This is a genomic window from Planctobacterium sp. R6, from assembly GCF_055755215.1.
In genome coordinates this window covers 1-20321 of record NZ_JBVTQY010000036.1, presented here as the reverse complement: position 1 = coordinate 20321, position 20321 = coordinate 1, and the positions used below count along the sequence as shown (strand labels likewise).

Below are 20321 nucleotides of genomic sequence, written 5' to 3'. Positions count from 1 at the left end.
AAGGCCCTCACGCGTGATTTCCGCCAGCACATTTCGACATCTGAATTTAAATGTTTTTATCGTTGCAACTATCAGCATTACGGCGCTGGTGTTGTTTACTTTGCTGGCACCGCAATTCGCTGAGTCATTTTTTGATACGTTGCAAAGCGAAATTGTCAGTAGCGGCAGTTGGTTTTACGTCTTAACCGTAGCCGTTATCTTAGTGACGACACTGTATCTGGGGTTGTCGCAATACGGTGAAGTAAAACTTGGGCCAGATCACGCTCAGCCGGATTACAATCTGGCCACCTGGTTATCTATGTTATTTGCGGCCGGAATGGGCATTGGCCTGATGTTTTTTGGCGTGGCAGAGCCGCTTATGCATTTTATGGCTCCGCCTACCGCAGAGCCTGGTGGCATCGAAGCGGTAAAAGAGGCCATGAAAATGACCTTTTTTCACTGGGGCTTACACGCCTGGGCCATTTATGCCATTGTGGCGTTAATCCTGGCTTACTTTAGTTTTCGCAATAACTTACCATTAACCTTGCGCTCTGCGCTGTACCCAATTATTGGGGACAGGGTGCGCGGCTGGGCAGGCCACTGGGTAGACATATTTGCGGTGGTCAGTACCATTTTTGGCGTTGCCACGTCATTGGGCTTCGGTGCTGCGCAAATTAACGCCGGGCTGGCCTATTTAACCGGTATTGAGGTAAATACCAGCAATCAAATTTTGTTGATGATTGCGGTTATTGCTGTGGCTACCGTGTCTGTAGTGTCAGGGCTGGACAAGGGGATTAAGATCCTGTCTCAAACCAATATGATGATGGCCGTGGCCTTGCTGCTGTTTATACTTATTCTTGGTCCAACGGTGTTTTTGCTGCAGGCCTATTTGCAAAACACCGGGGATTATTTATCTGACCTTGTGCGCAATACCTTCAATTTATTTGCCTATCAGAAAAAAGACTGGATAGGCGGCTGGACCATCTTTTACTGGGGATGGTGGCTGGCCTGGGCACCGTTTGTGGGGATTTTTATCGCCCGCATATCTAAGGGCCGCACGATACGGGAATTTATTCTTGGTGTGATGTTTATTCCCACCGCCTTTACCTTGTTTTGGATGACCGTGTTTGGCAATACCGCCATTGATTTAGTGCAGAATTTCGATTCGAATTTAGGGGCACTGGTGAATGAAGATACCTCCGTCGCCCTATTTGTTTTTCTTGAGAGCTTCCCGTTTTCTGACGTTCTGGTGGTGCTGGCGTTACTGATGGTGGTGGTGTTTTTTGTGACCTCCTGTGACTCCGGTGCAATGGTAGTAGACATGCTGTGTTCCGATGGTAATAACAACACGCCTGTTTGGCAGCGCATTTACTGGGCGTTGGCGGTTGGTGTGGTAGCAATTGTATTGTTGTTCGCCGGTGGCCTGTCAGCATTACAAACCATGACGATTGCCACCGCCTTGCCATTTTCCATTGTCTTGCTGCTGGCTATTGCCGGTCTGATAAAATCACTGCGTATCGAGCGTCATAAAAGAGAAAGTCTGGCCTTTAGTTCCGGGCCGTTAGTGACCTGCACCAACAAAGAGGGCTGGCGTGAGCGACTGGAGAGCATTGTTACTTATCCCAACAAAAAAACCGTGGAACAGTTTCTCGACAATGTCGTTAATGAGGCGTTTGAATCGGTGCGTACAGAGTTGCTGCAATATCAACTCGAGGTGGAGATAGTTCGCAAAACCAAAGCGATAGAAATGATCGTAAAACACGGCGAAGAAATCGAATTTGTTTACGGTGTGTACCGGCGTAAACACGAGCAGCCAGATTATGCCGCAAATGAGGCCGAAAGCCTGGACAATGATCATGAACAGTCTTACTATCGCGCCGAAGTTCACTTAAGAGAAGGTGGGCAGGATTACGATATTATGGGATGGTCCACAACGGCGGTTATCAACGACATCATCGACCAGTACCATAAACATCAGCATTTTTTGCATTTGATGCGTTAATGCTTAAAAACCCGTGACCGGATTGAGATATGGAAAAAGACGAAGAATTATTGGTAGCCCTGAGAAAGGTGATTCGGGCTATTGATCTGCGCTCCAGGCAGCTCAATCGGGAAGTTGGTTTAACCGGTCCACAATTGTTAGTGATGCAAAACATCGGCAAAGTGCCGGGGATCATGGTTCGTCAGATAGCTGACAATATTAATTTGAGTGCAGCAACCGTCACCAGTATATTAGATCGTCTGGAAGCGCGGGAGTTGGTGCAACGCATCCGCAGTACTGAGGACAAACGGCGGGTAGGGGTGTTTCTGACCGAAAAAGGTCAGGAGTTACTTAACGAAGCTCCGATGCCGTTTCAGGAACATTTCCTCAATCGTTTTGCCAGTCTTGAAGACTGGGAGCAAAGTTTGATGATTGCAACTATCCAGCGACTGGCCAGTATGATGGATGCCGAGAATCTGGATGCTGCACCGGTATTGGAAATCGCCAGTTTTGACGACAAAACGGCGCATGAGCCGAGCAATAAATAAACCAGGTTTCACTTTTATGCTTTTAGGTGTGCTGACTTAAACACCCAATTACCTCTCCGGCCATGTGCTTTTTTGCCCGGTAATAATGTCACATTCAGCACCCGTCGAAAGTCGTCGCTGTAACGGCTTTCCCCACGACCCGTTTTTAAATTTAAACAGGTAAAAACTTATGGGTGATATTGTCATCGTCGGTGGTGGTGCCGGAGGCTTAGAGCTGGCCGTAAAACTGGGACGCTATTTCAAAAAATCTGATACCAACGTTCTGTTGGTAGATAAAAATCGAACACATATCTGGAAGCCCTTGCTGCATGAAGTGGCAGCAGGCTCTCTGGATGCGGACATTGATTGTCTGGACTATCTGGCACTGAGCCAGAAAAACGGTTTTCAATTTCAGTTAGGAGAAGTCACAGGACTTGAACGTGCCACTAAGACCTTGAAGCTGGCGGCAATGGTCAGCGACAGCGGTGAGACCATCTTACCCGCACGAGAGATAGTGTATGGCAAGCTGGTATTTGCACTGGGATCAGTGACCAATGACTTTGGCACCCCAGGAGTTAAAGAGCACTGCATCTTTTTGGATTCGGCTGGCAGCGCGCAACGTTTTCATGTGCAACTGCTGAACGAGTTTTTAAAACTGCAATCGGATAGCAGTAAAAGCAAACTGGACATTGCCATCGTCGGTGCCGGTGCAACGGGCGTAGAGTTGGCCGCAGAACTCTATAAAACCGCTGAATTATTAAAAGCCTATGGTTATCAAAATGTGTCCTCGGCAAAACTGAATGTCACCGTAATCGAAGCCGGTCCGCGCCTGTTACCGGCGTTACCAGAGCGCATAGCGCAAAAGGTGGCCCATGAACTGCGTAAGCTGGGGGTTTCTTTGATGCTGAATACCGCGGTATCAGAAGCCAGTAAAAACGGACTACAGACCAAACAAGGTGACTTTATACCGGCTGATATGTCGGTTTGGGCCGCTGGTATTAAGGCGCCGGAATTCTTATCTGCGCTGGATGGTTTGGAAACCAATCGCATCAATCAGCTGGTGGTGGATCGCACTTTGCAAACCAGTAACGATGCCAACATCTTTGCGATCGGAGATTGTGCCCATTGCATCATGCCGGATGATACAAAAGTACCGCCGCGAGCGCAGTCTGCACATCAGATGGCCAGTTGCCTATTTGATAATATCAAACGCCTGCACACCGGGCAGCAGGCTAAAGCGTATCAATACGTAGATTATGGTTCATTGGTGTCGTTGTCGTCCTATTCAACCATTGGCAGCCTGATGGGAAGCCTGTCCAAAGGCAGTGTGTTTATCGAAGGCAAATTAGCGCGAATGGTGTACATCAGTTTGTATCGCATGCATCAGATGGTGGTGTACGGCAAATTGAAAACCCTGTTTTTTATGCTGGTTAATCGCATCAATAAGCGGTTACGGCCTACCTTAAAATTGCATTAAACCGAGGCGGTGTAGTATCCGCCCTGGCTTGTTATTAGCCTAAACACAGAGGGGTCGTACTCAGGTACGGCCTTTTTTGTTTTTTGACTATGCTAATAGTAACGAGGTTTAGCAATGGGCAAGTGATGGCGTTATTGGGCACGTTGATAGGTGGCATTGGGTTATTTCTGTTGGGCATGATGCTGTTAACCGATGGGCTGAAACAATCTGCCGGACAACAACTGGAACAATATTTACACGCCGGTACCCGTTCAAAAGTCAGAGGCTTCGCTTCCGGTTTTACGCTGACCGCACTGGTGCAATCTTCCAGCGTGGTGACCGTTGCCACGATTGGGTTTGCCAATGCCGGATTGCTGACTATCGGCCAATCTGCCTGGGTTGTGTTTGGTAGCAATGTCGGCACCACTATGACCAGTTGGATAGTGGCGCTGGTGGGCTTTAAAATTAAAGTAGAGTTGTTTGCTTTACCTCTGGTGGGCATGGGCGCCTTCCTGCATATTTTATCCCGTGGGTCTCGCCTCAAAGCACTGGGTTTGGCTGTTTCCGGCTTTGGATTGTTGTTTATCGGCCTGAATACATTGCAAGGAGCAATGCAGGGCTATCAGGGGGATTTTAGTTTTTTATTGTCTCGCCAGTCGGAACTTTACCAAATCATCCTGTTTACACTCATTGGCTGCATTATGACCACGCTGATGCAGTCTTCCAGCGCTGCTATGGCTGTGATCTTGACTCTGGTTAATACCGGTAGTGTTCCGCTGGTATTGGGCGCAGCGGCGGTGATAGGCGCCAATATTGGTACCACCTCAACCGCACTGTTAGCCACCATTGGGGCTACAGCAAACGCAAAACGCGTGGCCTGGGCGCATGTGATTTTTAATCTGGTGGCCGCCGTTGCGGCATTTGGCATGTTGCCACTGGTGTCAGAGATATTCACCATTGGCTACGAGCGCAAGTTAATGGGCGGCAATGCCGCTTTCTGGTTAGCTGTATACCATACACTGTTTAACTTTGTTGGGGTGCTGATAATGATATTTATCGAACCCAGAATCACTGCGTTTCTGACAACAAGGTTTGTTGAGCAGGATCGCGCCCTGAAACTGCAATATGTGGATGCCACCTCCACAGAAGTGCCAGCCATCGCCGCTCGCTCAGTGATAAAAGAATTTGAGCATTTGGTAAAACGGTTAAGCGAGCAATTTGCCACCTATTCCACCGAAGAAACCCGACAAAATGGCGCTCAATTGCGCGCCTTGCTCGGTAAATTGGATGGTTTTGTTGTTAAAGTACTCAAACAACCTATGGATAATAATCTGGTGGAAGGGTTTAATCTGGCAATCAAGAATAGTCAGACCCTATCCAACTTAACGGTTTTGGTGGAAGACCTGCACCACTTAAGGGATTCCCTCGGCAATTCAGTGCTAACCGAGACGTTGAACGAGCTGACATTAACGTTTCAGTCAGTGCCGCTGCAGTTGGTAGCCGGAATGCCGGTTTCAGCGCTCAAAATTGCCCTCAAAGAATTAGAAACCAAAAGCAGCGATGTAAACGATAAGGTGTTTCAGGCACTGCAAAATAAACAGATCCACGAAAAGCAATTACGCGACGCCAATGCACTGCTGGATGTGCAAAAGCGCATTGCCAAATTGCTGGTTAAATTACAGAAACGACGAGAAGCAATGGCTGCTCTGGTGTCTGAATGAGCCTATTGCCGGATACCGGTTCCGGACAAAAACCGTGTTTGAAACGCTGCCGTTTTGGCATCAGGTTGTGAGCGCTCGACCACCTGTAATTTTGTGTAATGTCAATTTTTTTACTCCTAAAATATGCTGCCTGCGTCGAAGTTGCCGTGATTATGAAAAATCTCTGACTTCTTAATTATTTCCAATGTAAGGACAAGTACATGTCAGAATCAAACCAATACCTGCCACATGGTAGCTATCTTCTAACGGCTAAAGATGTGGAGGTGTCTATCAATGCCATCAGCACCCGTGTTGACGGCTCACATAACCCCAATGCTGCCGTGACATACCCGGCCACCGAAGCCCGTCATATTGGCGACATTATTAATGAAAACGGTAACCTGGTTGTGGGAGGCGGCAACGGAAGCAGGCCAAACCCGACCAATCAGTTCGGTGTTTTCGTACCTGCCGGTAGTTATCAATTAACCAGTATTGGCATTCACGTTACCATTCAGGCGCTATGTAAAAAAATCGATGGAAGCTGGGTGCGCTCTGTGCCGGTTCGCTACACTGCCAAAGACGCTGCGCAACTGGCAGATATATCCAATATCGACGGCCAACTGACGTTAGCTGAAAAGTAACGGTTTTTATTCAGAAGGGCAGAGTAGCAGCAAATCCGGCGGCACTAACGCTAACCACGATCTATGTTATTTTTACTCTGCCCCGTAAACGCCGCCCTCCCGAATAATATCGACCCGCCAGGCTCAATTAACCTGTAATGGATTGTAATACCCATCACCCCGAATACTTCATAGTCTTTTACTAAGCCTTGCGGTAAATGCGGTTAAACAACAGGGCGACTCACTAATTAAACTTGTTAAGAGGAAAGACTCATGGCGGCAACTTCAATTGAAATTAAATTGGTAATGCAAGGTGGTGGCGACTATCAGGAAGGCGTATCCGGATTGGTAGTAGGAAATCTGGTTGACCCTAATACCGGAGAATACTGGTACGGCCCATGTGATGCGAATCCCTGGACCTGGCATAACGAAGGTTCTAACGTAAATAGTTTTGCTCTGATGGCTAACTATGCTTATGGCAACAACGAAGCGACAGCATTTTCACAACTGGTGATTGAACCTCAGAATTTGTCGGCAGGAAATCACAAAGTTGTCGCTGTGCTGGAAACGGCTGATATCGAGGGTAGCGATACTAACCAGATTTTGCGTTTTAAAAGCGTCACCCTGGATGGTGCTGCCAGCCACGATGTGAATATCACTGAGTGGGGCAATGGACAGCAACCAACATCCACTTTTGCGCAAACGGTTGCCTGATGGGCGAACAAACATGACTTTGGGTTTTGCTGTTGTACAGCGACAGCAAACCAAAGTCACTTTAATTTCTATTGTTAGTGGCCCAACGGTTTTTCAGCGATATTCAGGCATAGCCTGTCCTAAGTGAGACTAATATTCAGCTGGTTTGTTTGACTTTTTTCGGCGCTGCAGCCTAATTAATCTACTGGCCTTTGTTTGAAGTCATTGTCGGGGCGCCGACTGCGCCTTAAGGAGACCGGGCTGTGAAGTGATCCCCCTTAAGAATCCCCCGCAGCCCCTGACGCGCAACAACATAAACATCGCCATCAGAACAACGACGACCATCAACGACAGCATCCTTGTGCCGGGCATTGATTGAGCTATCATCCCTGATAGCTCTCATCGTTGTTTTAACTGATGTCTTAGTTTATTGCGCGTAAAGGGAGTTTCGGATTAGCACTTCGAACAAATATTGGTTTAATCGAGCCTGAAGGCGAATCTGTTTTGCTTTGTCTTTAAATGAGTTCTTTTGTTTCTGGACACTATGGTCATTAGATGAGCATTCATGTTCTCGCCTTGCTTTTCATACTTGAATGGTAAAACTTACAGGTTAAATTATGAGCACATTATTTAATTAATTTATGCGGTTGCACTGTGCAGAAAAGCAACGGATAATCAGTTGCGCAAGTAATGAATAAATTTCAGAAAAATTCAGATCAGGGATAAATCAGGATGAAGAAACGAATGTTAAGTGTGCTCTTGCTGGCAGCCTTAAGTGCACCACAGGTAATGGCGGGAACTGTAACTGCCGAGAGTCTTCTCAATAACGCTCAGTCAGGTGAAGAACATCAGCATCGAGGGCAACATAAGCATGTACAAACCTTTACTCTGAATCTGTGGGCACCTGATGAAATACCGCCAGCAGAAGCCAAGCTGGCGGAAGTAGGGGATAGCTATCATTACCTCTACACTCCGGAAAGCCTGAACTTTTCAATGGATGACACCAATCGCATCGTTAAATTCCGCTTTCATGATGATACCCAAAATCGCTATCAATTTCGCTGGATAACCGCGCAACACCCTGAAGATGTCACACTCACCAAAAAGACTCCCAGCAAAATAAATCTGGCCTTAGATGATGGTGAAATAGCCGAAAGTACCTATTTTGAAGTGTGGGTTTACGACACCAAAACCGGACAGCGTTTCATGTGTGACCCGGATATTGAAATTATTAGACCACCTAATTAATGGTTCATTTGCTTGTAATCACGTGTAATTGAATCAATGGAAAAGGTTTTTTAATCTTTAGTTAAATTTAATGTTTTAAAGTCAATTAAATTCAGGAGAATGATAATGTCAAATGCGGATGTTAACCTGGTTATAGAACCATGGACTACGGCCAATACTCATTTTAACTTATATGTTGAAAACCCCGGCACTGAAGAAGAGTTTTTAGTTGCCGAATTTGCAGGTAAAAAATTTCCGTTAACTGGAGATAAGCCCTTTGTTGAATTGACCTTCATTGGTAAATATGATCCAGACAGCTACCAAACCGGAAATCTGTTGTTCAATATCAAGACATCGGGATATACATTTCACAAAAACGATCATGGCATTAAGCCCGATAGTAAAACTGGTGATTTTAATGTTACTGCAACATTGCAGACCCAAACCACCTGCGATGTCGGCCTGTCAATGGTTCAAAGTGAGGAAGGGAGTTTTAGTTTTAACTTTGACCTGAAGAATAATAATGGCGGTAAGAGTCACTTGTTTGACCCAGCTATAATAATAATAAGACCACCACAGTAATAATTCATGTATTACAACGTGCTACCTTTTGATTGTTCTCAATTGCAATCAGCTTTTCAAACTCATTAAACTGACATAGAGAATCAAACCAAGGGAAACTAAACCAAATTTTGCCTATCCCTTGGTTTACTGCTTCCTCTATATATAATAATGCAGAATTAGGCTCGTTTAATTTAGTTGATATCATTGCGAATGCAAACAACATGTTAGGATGGTTGGGCGATAGTTGTTTTGCTGAATTTATTGTTTTCAGGGCATCATCCAATTTACCCAGATGCATTAGAGCTTGAGCTTTAATAATAAGATTAGCTATATCTACACTTTTTTCAGTGACACTTCGTATTTTTTCGTAAATGTTAATCGCTTGGTCATACTCTCCTGATAACAATAATGCATCAGCATAGTTCAGTAGGTATCCTGGGTGCTCTTGATCATATTTTAGTGATAACTTTGCGTATTTGGTGGCGTTCTCATAATCCTCATTGAGTAAACTAACCACCGACAAGTTAGAATAACTGGCACCACTCGGCGACATTTTGGTCATTGATTCATAAATTGTAATTGCATTGTCCAGTGATCCTTGCTGCAAGTAGATGCCAGCCAACAATGTATTTACACTGTTAAGATTTCGATTGAGAGCTCTTGCACTTTCCAAACTTTCTAAAACAAGTTTCTGATTTCCCATCCACCAGTAATTGACGGCTAAATGGTAATAAGCAATAGCTGTTGGGCGTATTTTAATCGCCTTTTGATACTCAAAAACTGCATCTTCAAAACTCTTGGTCTTCTGAAAGTAATTAGCTCTGAGTAGGTGCAGCTTTCCTTTGGGCAGTTGGCTTGTATGAAGTTCGCTCAAAATATTATTAGCTACATCATATTGCTCTTGTTCTAATGCTAGCGCAAATCCATCAACCAAATAAAGTTCCGAACGTTGTATCTCGCTGGGTACTGACCTATATACTGTCAATGCTTTAGATATCAATTGATCGTTATTGTTGTTTACATAAGCTTCTAAGACCAATTCAAAATACAAACTATAAACCGGATAAAAATAAGCATTGTTTTTAATCAATGCTTCCAGTCTTCCCAGCGATGCCTGGGTGTATTGTCCTTCGGTATACACCTGATAATAAATTTCCAAATACTCAGCATAATCCTCTTCGGAAATCACCAGAGATTTAGCATTAAGTTCGGTGATATTGCTATAAAGATTAGTTAGCTGAGTTTGCGCAAACTGATAAATGGGCTGATAGCTTTCCAAATAGATGGGATTTTGCAGGCGGTTGGTGGTGTGCCATTTGGCTTCTTCGCCGTTATTGTCAGGTGTTTGATTATAGAGAGACAACACCAGTTCGCAGTGTTGTGCGTTACATATCAGTTCCGGTGACACTATGTCATCAGCACCGGTACTTTTACCTATGAGGGCGATATCCCCCTGGGTATCGTCCAGTTCGGCTTGCGGGATTAGCATTAAATGAGGAGTGCTGATGATTAACTGTTGCAGCGCATCTTCGATACTGGTGAGTACCAGGTTTTTTTGCAGGCTGGATAACGGCTCGGTTTCGGTGATTTTAGGCTTCAGTACCGCTACATAACGGGTTTCCGGAGGCTGGTTGTTGAACCAATATAAGCCAATACCTAACAGTGCCACCAAAGCCAAGGCGAGAGCAGGTATTACAAAGGCTTTTTTGCGTTTCGGTACAGGCAGAGTTTCAACCGTTTGGGTTTCCATACTCAGCACATCTTGCCGCTCTAACATGCGTATTACCTGCTGTAACTGATCACAGGTTTGTTTTGCCGTTGGACGTTGTGATGCGGTTTTATGCAATAGCCGATTAAGCAATATTACCAATTCTGCAGGCAGAGCAGGGGTAATGTGACCGGCATCCATGGCTTTGCCATTGACTATCTCCTGAGCAATGTCTGAAGCGGTGCTTTCTGTTGGGGTATCCTGCAGGTTTAAACCTGAGTGTCCGGCAAAAGCGTGCTTGTCGGCCAACAATTGAAAGGCCAGTAAACCAAAGGAAAACAGATCTGACGCGGTGGTCACTGCCTGATTTTGCAACTGCTCCGGCGACATCCAGGGCAGACTACCTCTGATTTTTTCCGAGGTTTTACTGTTTTTATCTACTGGCTTTGCGATACCAAAATCAGAGAGTTTGGCAATTACGTTTTCACTGTCTCGCGTATCCAGCAAAATATTATCGGCCTTGATATCACTGTGGATTATGTCGTGCTTGTGAATGGCTTCCAGCCCCTGAGCAATTTGATACAGGAGTCGCAGTTTCTGGCGCAAAGTCAGGCTGGTTTCCAGCTGATATTTTTTCAGCGTGATTCCGGGCACGTACTCCATTACTATCGCTGGCGTGGGTTGTTCGATAACCGAGTGAACCTGAACTACATTGCTGTGATTTATTTTTGCTAAGGTACGGGCTTCTTGCAGAACGGCTTCAGTATATTTGGCATCTGTTATGTGGCTGTGCAGCACTTTAATGGCGACTTTACGGGCGAGTGCTTGATCCTCAGCGAGATAAACGCTCCCCATGCCGCCCTGACCCAGGGGTTTAACCGTGTTATAGCCTTGAAGCTGAGGAAAACTAGTTGAATCTGAGTGCGGTGTACTATCGTTCAATGCTATTGCCACTGGTTATTTGCTAAGAAAACATGCCATAGCCGGGCCGGCTTTTAACTATAATAATGGCTTTTCTGGATAAAATGCCAGACGTAGCGGGACTAAAATTCAAAATGTTTTTCTAAACACATTCAAGTGCTTGTGGGAATTGGCATTCCAGACTTGCGCCTTTGTAAATCGAAAAATGTTCACCACCGAAGCGGATCTTACCATTTTGACGTTCGAACAGGCGGTCGGCATTGTCGATCTGGCGTACCTGATCAGTAAATTGTTTGCGCGCCCGATGAATAAGAATATTCAGGTGATTGGTGTCCATTCCCAGATCGCGGGACAGCATTTCCATATCTACCCAACCCTGACTTTCTGCATCAATGCCCTGATTTGCATGGCGGGCTTTTTCTCTGGCCAGATGCAGGGTTAAATAATGATGGCTACGCACTTTAAAATCCACCTGACTTTCGGGGGTTTTTAATTGCAGGTGGGTGCTTTCTTCATCCAGGCTAAGGTCAAACCGAAACGCCAACTGCGCAATTTCGTGGTGTTCCAGCAACTGTGTTTCGTCGATGCGACTGAATAACTGCAGACGCCAGTTTTCAGCATCAACCAAAATTTGTTCACCATTAAACACCTTCCTGGGTGCTAGTTGCGTGCGTAAATCCTCGTAATACCATTGTTGTTCCAGATCGTTGTAATACAGAGCAACCTGCAAGTTAGTTTCATCCGGTAACAGATTGTAATTACTCAAAAATATGGCGCGTTCAAGGGGGGCATCGGATGTTGCGGGCAGTAACAAGTTTTGTGGTGCATCAATGTCCAGCACTTTGTACAAATGCTCACGGGTATTGCAAAGTTGAATAGTATCTCCCGGCTTTAATGGGTAACTTTCACCTTTAACGAGTTTGTGCTCGTTTAGCCACACCCCGTTTTTACTCTGATCCCGCAATTGCCACTGCTGGTTTTCCCACTCGATTACGGCATGAACTTTACTGATAGCCGGGCTGTGTAACAAGGTGTCCACGGCGCCGGTAAGTCGCCCAAAGCGATGATAACTTTTAAGATAAATTGGGGTTTGGGTTGATTCGATTCTGATCAGTGCCATAGAGCTTCAATGCAATACTTGTTGGGTTTGAATTGTTATAAGAGTATCTGTTGTATCGGCCTGTAGTACGACAATTTAAGAGCGGTACAAACAGAACCTGTTGATCTTTGCTGCAAAATTGTACAGCAATGATCAACACGCTCTAATAACAGCCATATCTAAAACTATTTTACGCAGATTTTTCCTTAATTGTGAATGTTATCTTTGCCAACCATTAATAGACAAAACAGCATACCTGCTCAGAATTAAGGTAGTCAGGTGTTGCGCTGGATTTTAACGTGGCTGAAAAACAGAAGCGTGGTGACAAGCAATAACGGCAGCAATGCAATGATAAAGGTATTGGTAAATGCGATGTCTAGTTGCTTAGATGATGCGTGAGGCAAGCCCGGGGCTGGCAATTGATTTGAAAATATTGCACCAGACAATGCCGTGCCTGAAAGAAGACCAAGTTGCTTAATAAGATTAATGAGTCCAGCAATTTTCCCTGTTTGGCCTTGCTCTGCGGCGAGCATGATCTGGCTGTAACACGCTGCGAGATAGAGTTGCCTGCCACACGCCATGACTACCAAAGATATAGCATAACCTGTCATGGCAATTAGCGGTGGCATAAATGCATAGCCCAAAGTGCCAACACAGAATACACAAAGCCCCGAGAATAACGCCCGATGGGTACCTGTTTTGTCTACCAGTTTTCCAGCCGGAACTCCTATGATTGCTGAAGTTATGGGGCCGATGGCCAACATAACTCCCACCCACTCAGGTGCAAGGGCTAAACCCCTGGTCAGATAATAGCTGCCAATGATAAGTGTGGACATGGCCGTCGCATCAATCAAAAAACTGCCCAGTAAAATCAGGTTGCGCTGTTTATTACAAAATAAGGCTAAGGGGAGTAATGGGGATTTAGCCGCGTACTGCGCTCTGATAAACATCAACAGGCTCAATATGAACAGTGCCAGATATTCATGGTTCAGGTTATGAGTGGTAAGCAAAACAAAGCTTGTGCAGGCAATAATCAGGAAAGTGGAGCCGGTCCAGTCAAACAACTGCTTTGGGCTGTGTTGTGATCTGTGGGAGGACGGTAGCATAAAGTGGCAGATAAACAGGCCAACTAAAGCTATAAGTGCGAGCAGCCAAAATACTGCGCGCCAGTTGCTAAAGTACAATAAGGCACCTGCGATAACCGGCCCGATTGCCGTGCCTGTGGCTGTTGCTGAGGCCATTAACCCCATTGTTTTTCCGTTATGACTTTGTTGTGAGTATTGTTTCGCAGCAGACCAAACCAAAGCCAGCATGACAGCAGCAGAAATGCCCTGCAGTATTCTAAACAGGACTAAAGCGAATATCGAAGGGGATAATGCGCACCCAATTGAAGACAGGAAGATGCCAAAACAACCCAACATCAAGGATTTGTTGCTACCATAGTTATCGCCAATACAACCGGCAATAAGCACCAACGACGTGGTGGCAGTCAGGTAAGCCAGTTGTACCCAATTAAGTTGATTCACTGGTGCGTTAAACTCAACAGCAATCTGAGGAAGAGCAACATTTATCATGCTAATCGCCATTGCAGGCAAGAGCAGTAGGAACGCCAAAGAGAAAAACACCGCCCGGTTGTTAGTGGTCATAAGTATCAGCAGTTGCAAAATTTGGGACTGGGAAATAGTATGCAACTTCAAGTTAACTTTAAGTCAAGAGGCGAAAGATGAGGACCATAGATATTGCTCAATTAGCAAAAAAGTCAGGCATTCCGGCATCGACATTGCGCTACTATGAAGAGAAAAACATGATCCGCTCTATTGGCCGCAATGGCCTGAAACGGGTTTATGATGAATACGTGTTGGAGCAGTTGCAGTTTATCGCTTTGGGACAACGTGCCGGGTTTTCACTGCAAGACATTCAGTCTATGTTGGTGACAAAAGGTGGCTTTGAAGTGAACCGTGACATGCTTTCACAACGAGCAGAAGACATAGCCCGTGAAGTTAAACAACTGAAAGCGATTCAACGGTGTCTGGAGCACGCCGCAAAATGCACTGCTGAACGGCACTCGGAATGCCCCAAGTTTCAACGCTTGTTATCCGTAGCGGCAAAAGATGCCGCCAGAAAAAGAAAGTAATGGTGCTATCTAAAATCGCTTCATGCGCCCTGATGTTATTTCCTGTGTAAAGTCACAACTGGTGAATCTGAATTGCATAAAGTTGTCACTGAGGCAGTGAGTATCGTGAATATCACCAGGTAAAAACACCCGGCAGTCTCCCGCAGCCAGCACTTCTTTGCCTCGATTTACTAATTGTTCGTTTCCGTTGTTGTCAGTGAGAATCTTATAGGTGTTCATGGCTATAGTTCCCGATAGTACTGCATATAGCACCCAGCCATTGCCATGATCATGTGGCTGACGGTAAAAATCAGCCGGTTCGTGATGGGCCAGCAGCATAAATCTGTGTTGCTCACTTTCATACAGCGTTTTTGCAGCAGGTTTTTCGTTAAATAGTGCGGCAAGCCATGGTTCTTTGGGGGGACTTTGGGTTAACGCCGTCAAGGCTGACTTTAAGCGATTGACATTGTCGCTGTTTAATCCGCTCCAGTTGTTTTCCGCCTGATGGATAAACTGTTCAAGGCTGCTTACTTTTTTAGGCTCAAGGCTGTTTTCTAATTTAGGCTCAAGGCTGTTGTGTTTCATAAATTGTATCCTTTTGAATTAGGGGAATTCAGAGGATAAAACTTCAAGTTAACTTTAAGTCAAGGGGATGTGTCGGATTATTATTCCAGGTTCACCATCGCATTTTGATGATGTCAGTTTCGGCGCTTAAGGATTCCACCAGGATGATATTTTGCTGGGACGGATTGATGTGAAAGTTCAACCGATCCATTGCTGGGTGAAGTGGTGCACTATGGCGACAGGGTGATTATTGAGCACCCAACTGCTTGTTGGTGTTATTGGTATTGTGAGCTGGGCTTGAGTAATTCAACTGGCTGCAATGGGGTTTGGTTACGGTTCTAATAACAATTTGGGGATTTATTTATCGAGTAGATAAAAATTAATTTTAACCTTAACAGGTTGGGAAAGTGTGACATATTTCAATCAGGCTATAATGAAATATGTCACCAAACACTTTTACATGAAAAAGCTCATTAGAGAGTCAAGCCAGGTGTTCAATGTGTATGGATCGGGAATTTTGCTACCGCCAGCCAGTACGCTTCCAGAAGCCAATGAACAAACCAGTGCTAAAGCGATGTTTCTAAATTTCATATTAATTCTCCAAAGTTTTGATTTATGACGTGTGGGAGGTGTCCCACACATGGTGTTATAATGAAAGAGTCACCTCAATTGAGCAAGTATCAAGATAGATTAATAAATGGGCACTTTATAGTTTTTATGCTTTTAATTCTTGAGTTTTAAGATATCGGATACTTTCTACTACAAGCATGTAGAGAATAAATAGTGTGATTGATTGGCTGAGGTATGGGAAAGAATAGTGAATTATTAGAATTTCTTTCAGCCCAAAAAGATGTCTTAAGAAATATTCAACGATAGCCAAAGAATACAGAAAGAAGAATGCTGAATTAGCACCCAATAATTTAACTTCCAGATCCAGTGAGCTACCACTTTTGCCGGTTAAATCAATGAGCCAGAAAGAGCGTCTTACAATGGCATGCCTTACCAGCAACGTGGCTGCCATCATGTAATTCATCCAGAGAATGTATGGGGCGTTGTAGTCTGTTAAGTGCCAGTAAATTTCAGCGAGAATGCTCGACGAAAGTACAAAAATTAAAAAAGCTCTTAACTTACCATCTGCTAGTGAGCCGGCAAGCCCTATGAACAAAATGTATAGCGGAATTTTGAACAGGACTGAGTTGTCCATTGTTCTCCATGCTAGCTCTTCTGCAGCACGTTCAAGGATGAAGATACCGGAGAGAGTGAGAAGATCTCTGTTTCTTCGAAATACCAGTGCGATAGAGACAAAGCCTATCAACGCCAGTAAATCAAAAAATGTAGAGTTGCCAAGATAGGCTGCACCACCAACCAGTAATACAGAAAAAACAACGCCTGTAATGGCTCTTTCTGCGAAAGCAAGTAGCATCGAGGATTAGAATTTAAACCAGCTTAGAACAAAGTCTCTAAAGGATTCACGAGTCTCTGGTTTTGCCTGACTTCTACACACTTCCCACCATTTCTTTTCTGTTGAGGCCAGAATATTCTCTATCTGTTGCCTGTGGTTGTTTTCAATACCAACAACCGTTTCTCTGGAAAGTCCCAATCTTTTAGCTAGTTCTTGCTGCGTTAACCCATTGTCTTTGCGCAATGCACGAAGTAGTTCGGCCTTTGCAATCATCTTGGGATCAGTAGATTTCTCTACTTCGGACTCGGAATTTGTTCTTTGAATTGTTGAATTCTGCATCTTATTCTTCGTTTTCGCTTAGCGCTATTTGGAGTTATTATTTTCCCATAGTTCAAAACTGTAACACACAATCTGAAATTTAAAAAATTAATGATGGTTCTATTGTTTCTCTATTGTAACAGCCCGCTAATTACGCACGAAGTACCTGATATTCATGGCGAATTTTATGAGTGAAACGAAATACGCCATTCTCAAACATGTGAGATGGCTTTGTCAGGAAAATTTTGTTATTAATTGGGGCAGGGCAAAATCTACTCAAAATTTGGCTAAAACTTACCTGACGTCCAGGTTAAACGCCATAAGTCAAACTGACTGCAAGAAGGAGAAAATAATGTCAGATAATCAAGAATCATCGTCAGAAACTCAGTCATTGTCGTTAAAAGACGATGCTGCAAAAACAAGCGCTCTGGTAGCTTACGGCCTTATGGTGGTTGGATTGTTCACCGGGATCTTCTGGATAGTTGGTGCTGTGTGGGCAATGGTTAAAAAGGAAGAAGCACAAGGTTCATTGTTTGAAGACCATTATGCCAACATTATAAAAACCTTCTGGTGGGGACTTGGTATTTCCATTGTGGGGTTTTTATTAATGGTTATCATTATCGGTCATTTTATTTTGATGGCAGTGTGGATATGGTCGATTTATCGAATCGTTAAAGGTCTTGCCAGGCTGACATCAAACAAAGCCTATCATTCATAAACACATCATCAGTGTATAGTACACAGTCTTTACCGGAAGGTGGTATGGCCCAAAAAAAGTCCAGGTTGTCTGGACTTTAATCACAAACACGCTAGGAAATGATACAAACTAAAGTTGGCAACTTTAAAGTGGGTGTCATGCTAATTCACAAAAACCAGCTTTTCACGGACTGGCTTCAAATATGCGGGGTTTGAACTGAGTGAAATGTGCAGGAGATTAGGTTGTAATTGTGCAAATAAAATACTTGGGTTAGTCTTGGATTAAGTTTTTCACTTTCAACCTGATTGTTATGAACAAGCACGGCAATAATCCTCGTCCTAATGATATTGAGCTTCAGGATATTGGGGCGCAAATCCGGAACCGAAGCAACACCATCTATCAAAAACCCGCAGATCAAAAGCAAGGTATTCGTAACAACAATGGTGCAATGAAACCCAATTCTATCGGTCAGAATGCGCGCAAAAATGCGCCTCATGAGATGGAAATGATTGAGTTGCCGAAAATGAAAATGCCTGGTGTGGCGCAGCAAATGCGTAATACAACGATGCAAAAAGTACATGCCGAAATTGGCAGTAACCGCAGCCCGGTGATGGGAGAGGCCAATGAAAAACGCAACATTGGCTTAATGATGCGAGACGCCAGGCTGGACTATCAAATCGATCGTTCTGGCGATCATAAAGGCTTTTTTGGACGGGCCGCTAATTCCGGTAAACAGGCATTCAAAGACCTCGATAAAGTGAAAACTGCCGTTACTTTAATTCCGGGTGTAGGTCTTATTAGTAATATCCGGGATGCATACCATTCCAAAAATCGGGCAAGTAGACTTTCCACCCAAAAAGAACAGTTTAACAAAGAAGCCGCGCCATTGTTTGAGACTGAGTCTAATCGGCTAAAAAATGCTTCCACTTTTTCCGCGTTAAAGGTGGCCGATCCTACCCCTTACGGTCTGTTTTCTAAAGGCGTTGTTTATGGCAATACGGGTAAAGATATCGCGACGGATAAATCCAGAAACCAACGTATTGATGCCTCCATTTTGCAGCAGCGACAAAATGAACCAATGTTGCCAATTGAAAGCCACAATGACAATCAGGCTAAAAGACATAAATTTGCGACCCAACAAAATCAGCAACTTTTTGATCTCGCTGTCAATGATCGTAAAGCCAACCAGGCGGCACGTAATCTGTTGACCAGTGCTTTTGTCAGCAATGCCAGGGGGCATCAGTCGGAACTTAAGCACCACAGCAAAACCTTGAGGGGCGTAAAAGGACACATAAGCCCCCCGCAAGGCGTCGATACTACGCCCAATCTCAAGCCTTCTGAAGTTAAACGTCAGATACAAAGTGAGCAGGCAATTAAAAACCTGAGGAAAAAGTAAAATTTCTGAATTGGTTTTAGTCGTAAACCAGAACAGTTTATTGGCAATTTGTTGAGGCACAGAACGGACATCACAAGTGCTTGTGGCACAAATGTGGCACTTTGTGCTGTTTGTGAGGGGGCATTGGTAGTGTTAATTTTGGCGTAAAGCCTTAACTAAGCGGGGCATGCTGAAAAATGGTGGCCCCACCTGGAATCGAACCAGGGACCTAACGATTATTAAACTTCATTGGCAAGCGGGATGCCCCTGTAATATTGAGAGCTTTCCAATGGTCACGACCAGCAATTTGCAGATATGGTTACCACCATTGAACTAATTGATGCAACTCAAGTTGTTTCTTAGCAGTTCTTCATTAAACTTTAATATGGTAGTATAAAGTAGGATTAAATCTCCGCAGAGTTTCTTTCATTGGAGGTAGATTATGGCAATGGTCAAGAAAAGTATTACAGTTACTGATCAACAAGAGCAATGGATGAAAGCTCAACTAGCAACTGGTAATTATGCTAGTGATAGCGAGTTATTGCGAGATTTGATCAGAAAAGAGCAAATGCGAACAGCAGAGATTGAAGCGATACGTATCAAACTAATCGAAGCTGAGCAAAGCGGTTTAGTTGAAAAATCACCGAGAGAAATATTAGCTAGTTTCAAGGAAGAAGCGCGCAATAATGGCAAGTTATAAACTCAGTGCAGCAGCAGAATCAGATTTAAAGCGTATTTGGCTACGCGGCCTTGATGATTTTGGTGAAAGACAAGCTGACGCCTATTATTTCAAGTTTTTTGACCGTTTCGAACAGTTGGCAGAACAACCTTATATTGCTCCTGCCGTTGATGAGATCAGGCAAGGCTATCGTCGAGCAGTTTGTGGTGTCGATAGCATCTATTATCGCATTTATGGAAATAGCATTGAAATAATGCGAGTGCTAGGTAGGCAGGACGCTCTGCTCAACCTTTAACGGTTGTCAGGTTAAATTAAAATGAGCAAAAGTTCTTTATCAGACAGGCTCTTAGAAATTGATAATCGGCTTCAGCGACTCGCTGAAGAAAAAGAATCATTGTTAAATGAACGTAATAGTATTCTTGCACAACAAGAAGTCGAGCTAGCCAAACACTTTAACCAACACGTTTCACCTGAAGCTAAAGTCGATTTATTCATTTCTTGTTTTAAAGGTCGAAGTGACGTTTACCCGTTTCGCTGGGAATCACAAAAAGGGCGAGGTGGTTATTCGCAAGCCTGTTGGAATGAATGGAAACCTAAAATCTGTAATAAACCACGGATTAGTTGTAGAAGTCGGCATCTGATCTGACGAATACCAGTTTTTGGTTAGGTGTCTCGTCAGATTAGTTTGCGCTCAGATT

The 20321-nt window shown here is 44.3% G+C and carries 21 protein-coding genes; 14 read left to right on the top strand and 7 right to left on the bottom strand.

The features are described from left to right. The first annotated feature begins 13 nt into the window (after nt 1-13). The 6 genes from AC0J20_RS18345 to AC0J20_RS18320 all read left to right on the top strand — a co-directional run bounded on the left by AC0J20_RS18345 (nt 14) and on the right by AC0J20_RS18320 (nt 6977). Nucleotides 14-1981, top strand: a complete 1968-nt coding sequence (locus tag AC0J20_RS18345) for a BCCT family transporter (RefSeq protein ID WP_229526988.1) — start codon at nt 14-16, stop codon at nt 1979-1981. A 29-nt stretch (nt 1982-2010) separates the two neighbouring features. After that, entirely contained in the window at nt 2011-2508 is a 498-nt protein-coding gene (locus AC0J20_RS18340; RefSeq protein WP_229526989.1) for a MarR family winged helix-turn-helix transcriptional regulator, read from the top strand. A gap of 169 nt (nt 2509-2677) precedes the next feature. Beyond that, the gene (locus AC0J20_RS18335; protein ID WP_473022836.1) at nt 2678-3964 is read left to right on the top strand and encodes an NAD(P)/FAD-dependent oxidoreductase; all 1287 of its coding nucleotides are present in this window, start codon (nt 2678-2680) and stop codon (nt 3962-3964) included. Nucleotides 3965-4089: 125 nt separating this feature from the next. Next, nucleotides 4090-5664 carry a Na/Pi cotransporter family protein gene (locus tag AC0J20_RS18330; RefSeq protein ID WP_473022854.1) on the top strand — a complete coding sequence of 525 codons (1575 nt, stop codon included), beginning with the start codon at nt 4090-4092 and terminating at the stop codon, nt 5662-5664. A gap of 200 nt (nt 5665-5864) precedes the next feature. Beyond that, nucleotides 5865-6284, top strand: a complete 420-nt coding sequence (locus AC0J20_RS18325; protein ID WP_229526991.1) for a hypothetical protein — start codon at nt 5865-5867, stop codon at nt 6282-6284. A gap of 252 nt (nt 6285-6536) precedes the next feature. Next, on the top strand, nt 6537-6977 hold the full coding sequence (locus tag AC0J20_RS18320) for a hypothetical protein (protein ID WP_473022835.1): 441 nt from the start codon (nt 6537-6539) through the stop codon (nt 6975-6977). Nucleotides 6978-7203: 226 nt separating this feature from the next. Here AC0J20_RS18320 and AC0J20_RS18315 read toward each other — a convergent pair whose 3' ends face one another. Then, nucleotides 7204-7359: a hypothetical protein gene (locus AC0J20_RS18315; RefSeq protein WP_473022834.1), complete on the bottom strand. Its 156-nt coding sequence runs from the start codon at nt 7357-7359 to the stop codon at nt 7204-7206. Between the two features lie 329 nt (nt 7360-7688). Between AC0J20_RS18315 and AC0J20_RS18310 the strand changes: the two genes are divergently transcribed. After that, nucleotides 7689-8204, top strand: coding sequence for a hypothetical protein (locus AC0J20_RS18310; RefSeq protein WP_473022833.1), 516 nt, complete (start codon nt 7689-7691; stop codon nt 8202-8204). A 105-nt stretch (nt 8205-8309) separates the two neighbouring features. Continuing rightward, complete coding sequence (locus AC0J20_RS18305; protein WP_473022832.1) at nt 8310-8765, top strand: hypothetical protein; 456 nt, start codon at nt 8310-8312, stop codon at nt 8763-8765. Between the two features lie 4 nt (nt 8766-8769). Here the strand turns inward: AC0J20_RS18305 and AC0J20_RS18300 are convergent, their stop codons facing one another. The 3 genes from AC0J20_RS18300 to AC0J20_RS18290 form a co-directional block, all read right to left on the bottom strand. Beyond that, complete coding sequence (locus tag AC0J20_RS18300) at nt 8770-11397, bottom strand: protein kinase domain-containing protein (RefSeq protein WP_473022831.1); 2628 nt, start codon at nt 11395-11397, stop codon at nt 8770-8772. Nucleotides 11398-11518: 121 nt separating this feature from the next. Next, nucleotides 11519-12496, bottom strand: coding sequence for an FHA domain-containing protein (locus AC0J20_RS18295; protein WP_229526997.1), 978 nt, complete (start codon nt 12494-12496; stop codon nt 11519-11521). 254 nt (nt 12497-12750) lie between these two features. Next, nucleotides 12751-14121, bottom strand: coding sequence for an MFS transporter (locus AC0J20_RS18290; protein ID WP_473022830.1), 1371 nt, complete (start codon nt 14119-14121; stop codon nt 12751-12753). Nucleotides 14122-14198: 77 nt separating this feature from the next. On the opposite strand from AC0J20_RS18290, the gene AC0J20_RS18285 reads away from it, so the two are divergent. Next, on the top strand, nt 14199-14609 hold the full coding sequence (locus AC0J20_RS18285; protein ID WP_473022829.1) for a helix-turn-helix domain-containing protein: 411 nt from the start codon (nt 14199-14201) through the stop codon (nt 14607-14609). Between the two features lie 9 nt (nt 14610-14618). Here AC0J20_RS18285 and AC0J20_RS18280 read toward each other — a convergent pair whose 3' ends face one another. From AC0J20_RS18280 to AC0J20_RS18270, 3 genes are all read right to left on the bottom strand, one after another. After that, nucleotides 14619-15173 carry a cupin domain-containing protein gene (locus tag AC0J20_RS18280; RefSeq protein WP_473022828.1) on the bottom strand — a complete coding sequence of 185 codons (555 nt, stop codon included), beginning with the start codon at nt 15171-15173 and terminating at the stop codon, nt 14619-14621. 694 nt (nt 15174-15867) lie between these two features. Beyond that, entirely contained in the window at nt 15868-16575 is a 708-nt protein-coding gene (locus tag AC0J20_RS18275) for a hypothetical protein (RefSeq protein WP_473022827.1), read from the bottom strand. A 6-nt stretch (nt 16576-16581) separates the two neighbouring features. After that, nucleotides 16582-16893, bottom strand: coding sequence for a helix-turn-helix transcriptional regulator (locus tag AC0J20_RS18270; RefSeq protein WP_473022826.1), 312 nt, complete (start codon nt 16891-16893; stop codon nt 16582-16584). Nucleotides 16894-17224: 331 nt separating this feature from the next. On the opposite strand from AC0J20_RS18270, the gene AC0J20_RS18265 reads away from it, so the two are divergent. The 5 genes from AC0J20_RS18265 to AC0J20_RS18245 all read left to right on the top strand — a co-directional run bounded on the left by AC0J20_RS18265 (nt 17225) and on the right by AC0J20_RS18245 (nt 20269). Next, the gene (locus AC0J20_RS18265; RefSeq protein WP_229527002.1) at nt 17225-17590 is read left to right on the top strand and encodes a DUF4870 family protein; all 366 of its coding nucleotides are present in this window, start codon (nt 17225-17227) and stop codon (nt 17588-17590) included. Between the two features lie 289 nt (nt 17591-17879). Beyond that, nucleotides 17880-18965 carry a hypothetical protein gene (locus AC0J20_RS18260; protein WP_473022825.1) on the top strand — a complete coding sequence of 362 codons (1086 nt, stop codon included), beginning with the start codon at nt 17880-17882 and terminating at the stop codon, nt 18963-18965. 421 nt (nt 18966-19386) lie between these two features. Beyond that, nucleotides 19387-19644 (top strand): ribbon-helix-helix domain-containing protein, encoded by a 258-nt coding sequence (locus AC0J20_RS18255; RefSeq protein ID WP_473022824.1) that lies wholly within the window; start codon nt 19387-19389, stop codon nt 19642-19644. After that, on the top strand, nt 19631-19918 hold the full coding sequence (locus AC0J20_RS18250) for a type II toxin-antitoxin system RelE/ParE family toxin (protein ID WP_473022823.1): 288 nt from the start codon (nt 19631-19633) through the stop codon (nt 19916-19918). Before AC0J20_RS18255 ends, AC0J20_RS18250 begins: the two co-directional genes overlap by 14 nt. A 21-nt stretch (nt 19919-19939) precedes the next feature. Then, complete coding sequence (locus AC0J20_RS18245; RefSeq protein WP_473022822.1) at nt 19940-20269, top strand: TOTE conflict system archaeo-eukaryotic primase domain-containing protein; 330 nt, start codon at nt 19940-19942, stop codon at nt 20267-20269. Nucleotides 20270-20321 lie beyond the last annotated feature (52 nt).

What these genes read in the sequence shown, in the direction of transcription:
- AC0J20_RS18255 (WP_473022824.1), top strand. Translation starts at nt 19,387, where the DNA reads ATGGCAATGGTCAAGAAAAGTATTACAGTTACTGATCAACAAGAGCAA.
- AC0J20_RS18330 (WP_473022854.1), top strand. Translation starts at nt 4,090, where the DNA reads ATGGCGTTATTGGGCACGTTGATAGGTGGCATTGGGTTATTTCTGTTG.
- AC0J20_RS18340 (WP_229526989.1), top strand. Translation starts at nt 2,011, where the DNA reads ATGGAAAAAGACGAAGAATTATTGGTAGCCCTGAGAAAGGTGATTCGG.
- AC0J20_RS18260 (WP_473022825.1), top strand. Translation starts at nt 17,880, where the DNA reads ATGAACAAGCACGGCAATAATCCTCGTCCTAATGATATTGAGCTTCAG.
- AC0J20_RS18285 (WP_473022829.1), top strand. Translation starts at nt 14,199, where the DNA reads ATGAGGACCATAGATATTGCTCAATTAGCAAAAAAGTCAGGCATTCCG.
- AC0J20_RS18315 (WP_473022834.1), bottom strand. Translation starts at nt 7,359, where the DNA reads ATGAGAGCTATCAGGGATGATAGCTCAATCAATGCCCGGCACAAGGAT.
- AC0J20_RS18275 (WP_473022827.1), bottom strand. Translation starts at nt 16,575, where the DNA reads ATGCTACTTGCTTTCGCAGAAAGAGCCATTACAGGCGTTGTTTTTTCT.
- AC0J20_RS18305 (WP_473022832.1), top strand. Translation starts at nt 8,310, where the DNA reads ATGTCAAATGCGGATGTTAACCTGGTTATAGAACCATGGACTACGGCC.
- AC0J20_RS18310 (WP_473022833.1), top strand. Translation starts at nt 7,689, where the DNA reads ATGAAGAAACGAATGTTAAGTGTGCTCTTGCTGGCAGCCTTAAGTGCA.
- AC0J20_RS18280 (WP_473022828.1), bottom strand. Translation starts at nt 15,173, where the DNA reads ATGAAACACAACAGCCTTGAGCCTAAATTAGAAAACAGCCTTGAGCCT.
- AC0J20_RS18265 (WP_229527002.1), top strand. Translation starts at nt 17,225, where the DNA reads ATGTCAGATAATCAAGAATCATCGTCAGAAACTCAGTCATTGTCGTTA.
- AC0J20_RS18295 (WP_229526997.1), bottom strand. Translation starts at nt 12,496, where the DNA reads ATGGCACTGATCAGAATCGAATCAACCCAAACCCCAATTTATCTTAAA.
- AC0J20_RS18245 (WP_473022822.1), top strand. Translation starts at nt 19,940, where the DNA reads ATGAGCAAAAGTTCTTTATCAGACAGGCTCTTAGAAATTGATAATCGG.
- AC0J20_RS18250 (WP_473022823.1), top strand. Translation starts at nt 19,631, where the DNA reads ATGGCAAGTTATAAACTCAGTGCAGCAGCAGAATCAGATTTAAAGCGT.
- AC0J20_RS18320 (WP_473022835.1), top strand. Translation starts at nt 6,537, where the DNA reads ATGGCGGCAACTTCAATTGAAATTAAATTGGTAATGCAAGGTGGTGGC.
- AC0J20_RS18325 (WP_229526991.1), top strand. Translation starts at nt 5,865, where the DNA reads ATGTCAGAATCAAACCAATACCTGCCACATGGTAGCTATCTTCTAACG.
- AC0J20_RS18290 (WP_473022830.1), bottom strand. Translation starts at nt 14,121, where the DNA reads ATGACCACTAACAACCGGGCGGTGTTTTTCTCTTTGGCGTTCCTACTG.
- AC0J20_RS18270 (WP_473022826.1), bottom strand. Translation starts at nt 16,893, where the DNA reads ATGCAGAATTCAACAATTCAAAGAACAAATTCCGAGTCCGAAGTAGAG.
- AC0J20_RS18335 (WP_473022836.1), top strand. Translation starts at nt 2,678, where the DNA reads ATGGGTGATATTGTCATCGTCGGTGGTGGTGCCGGAGGCTTAGAGCTG.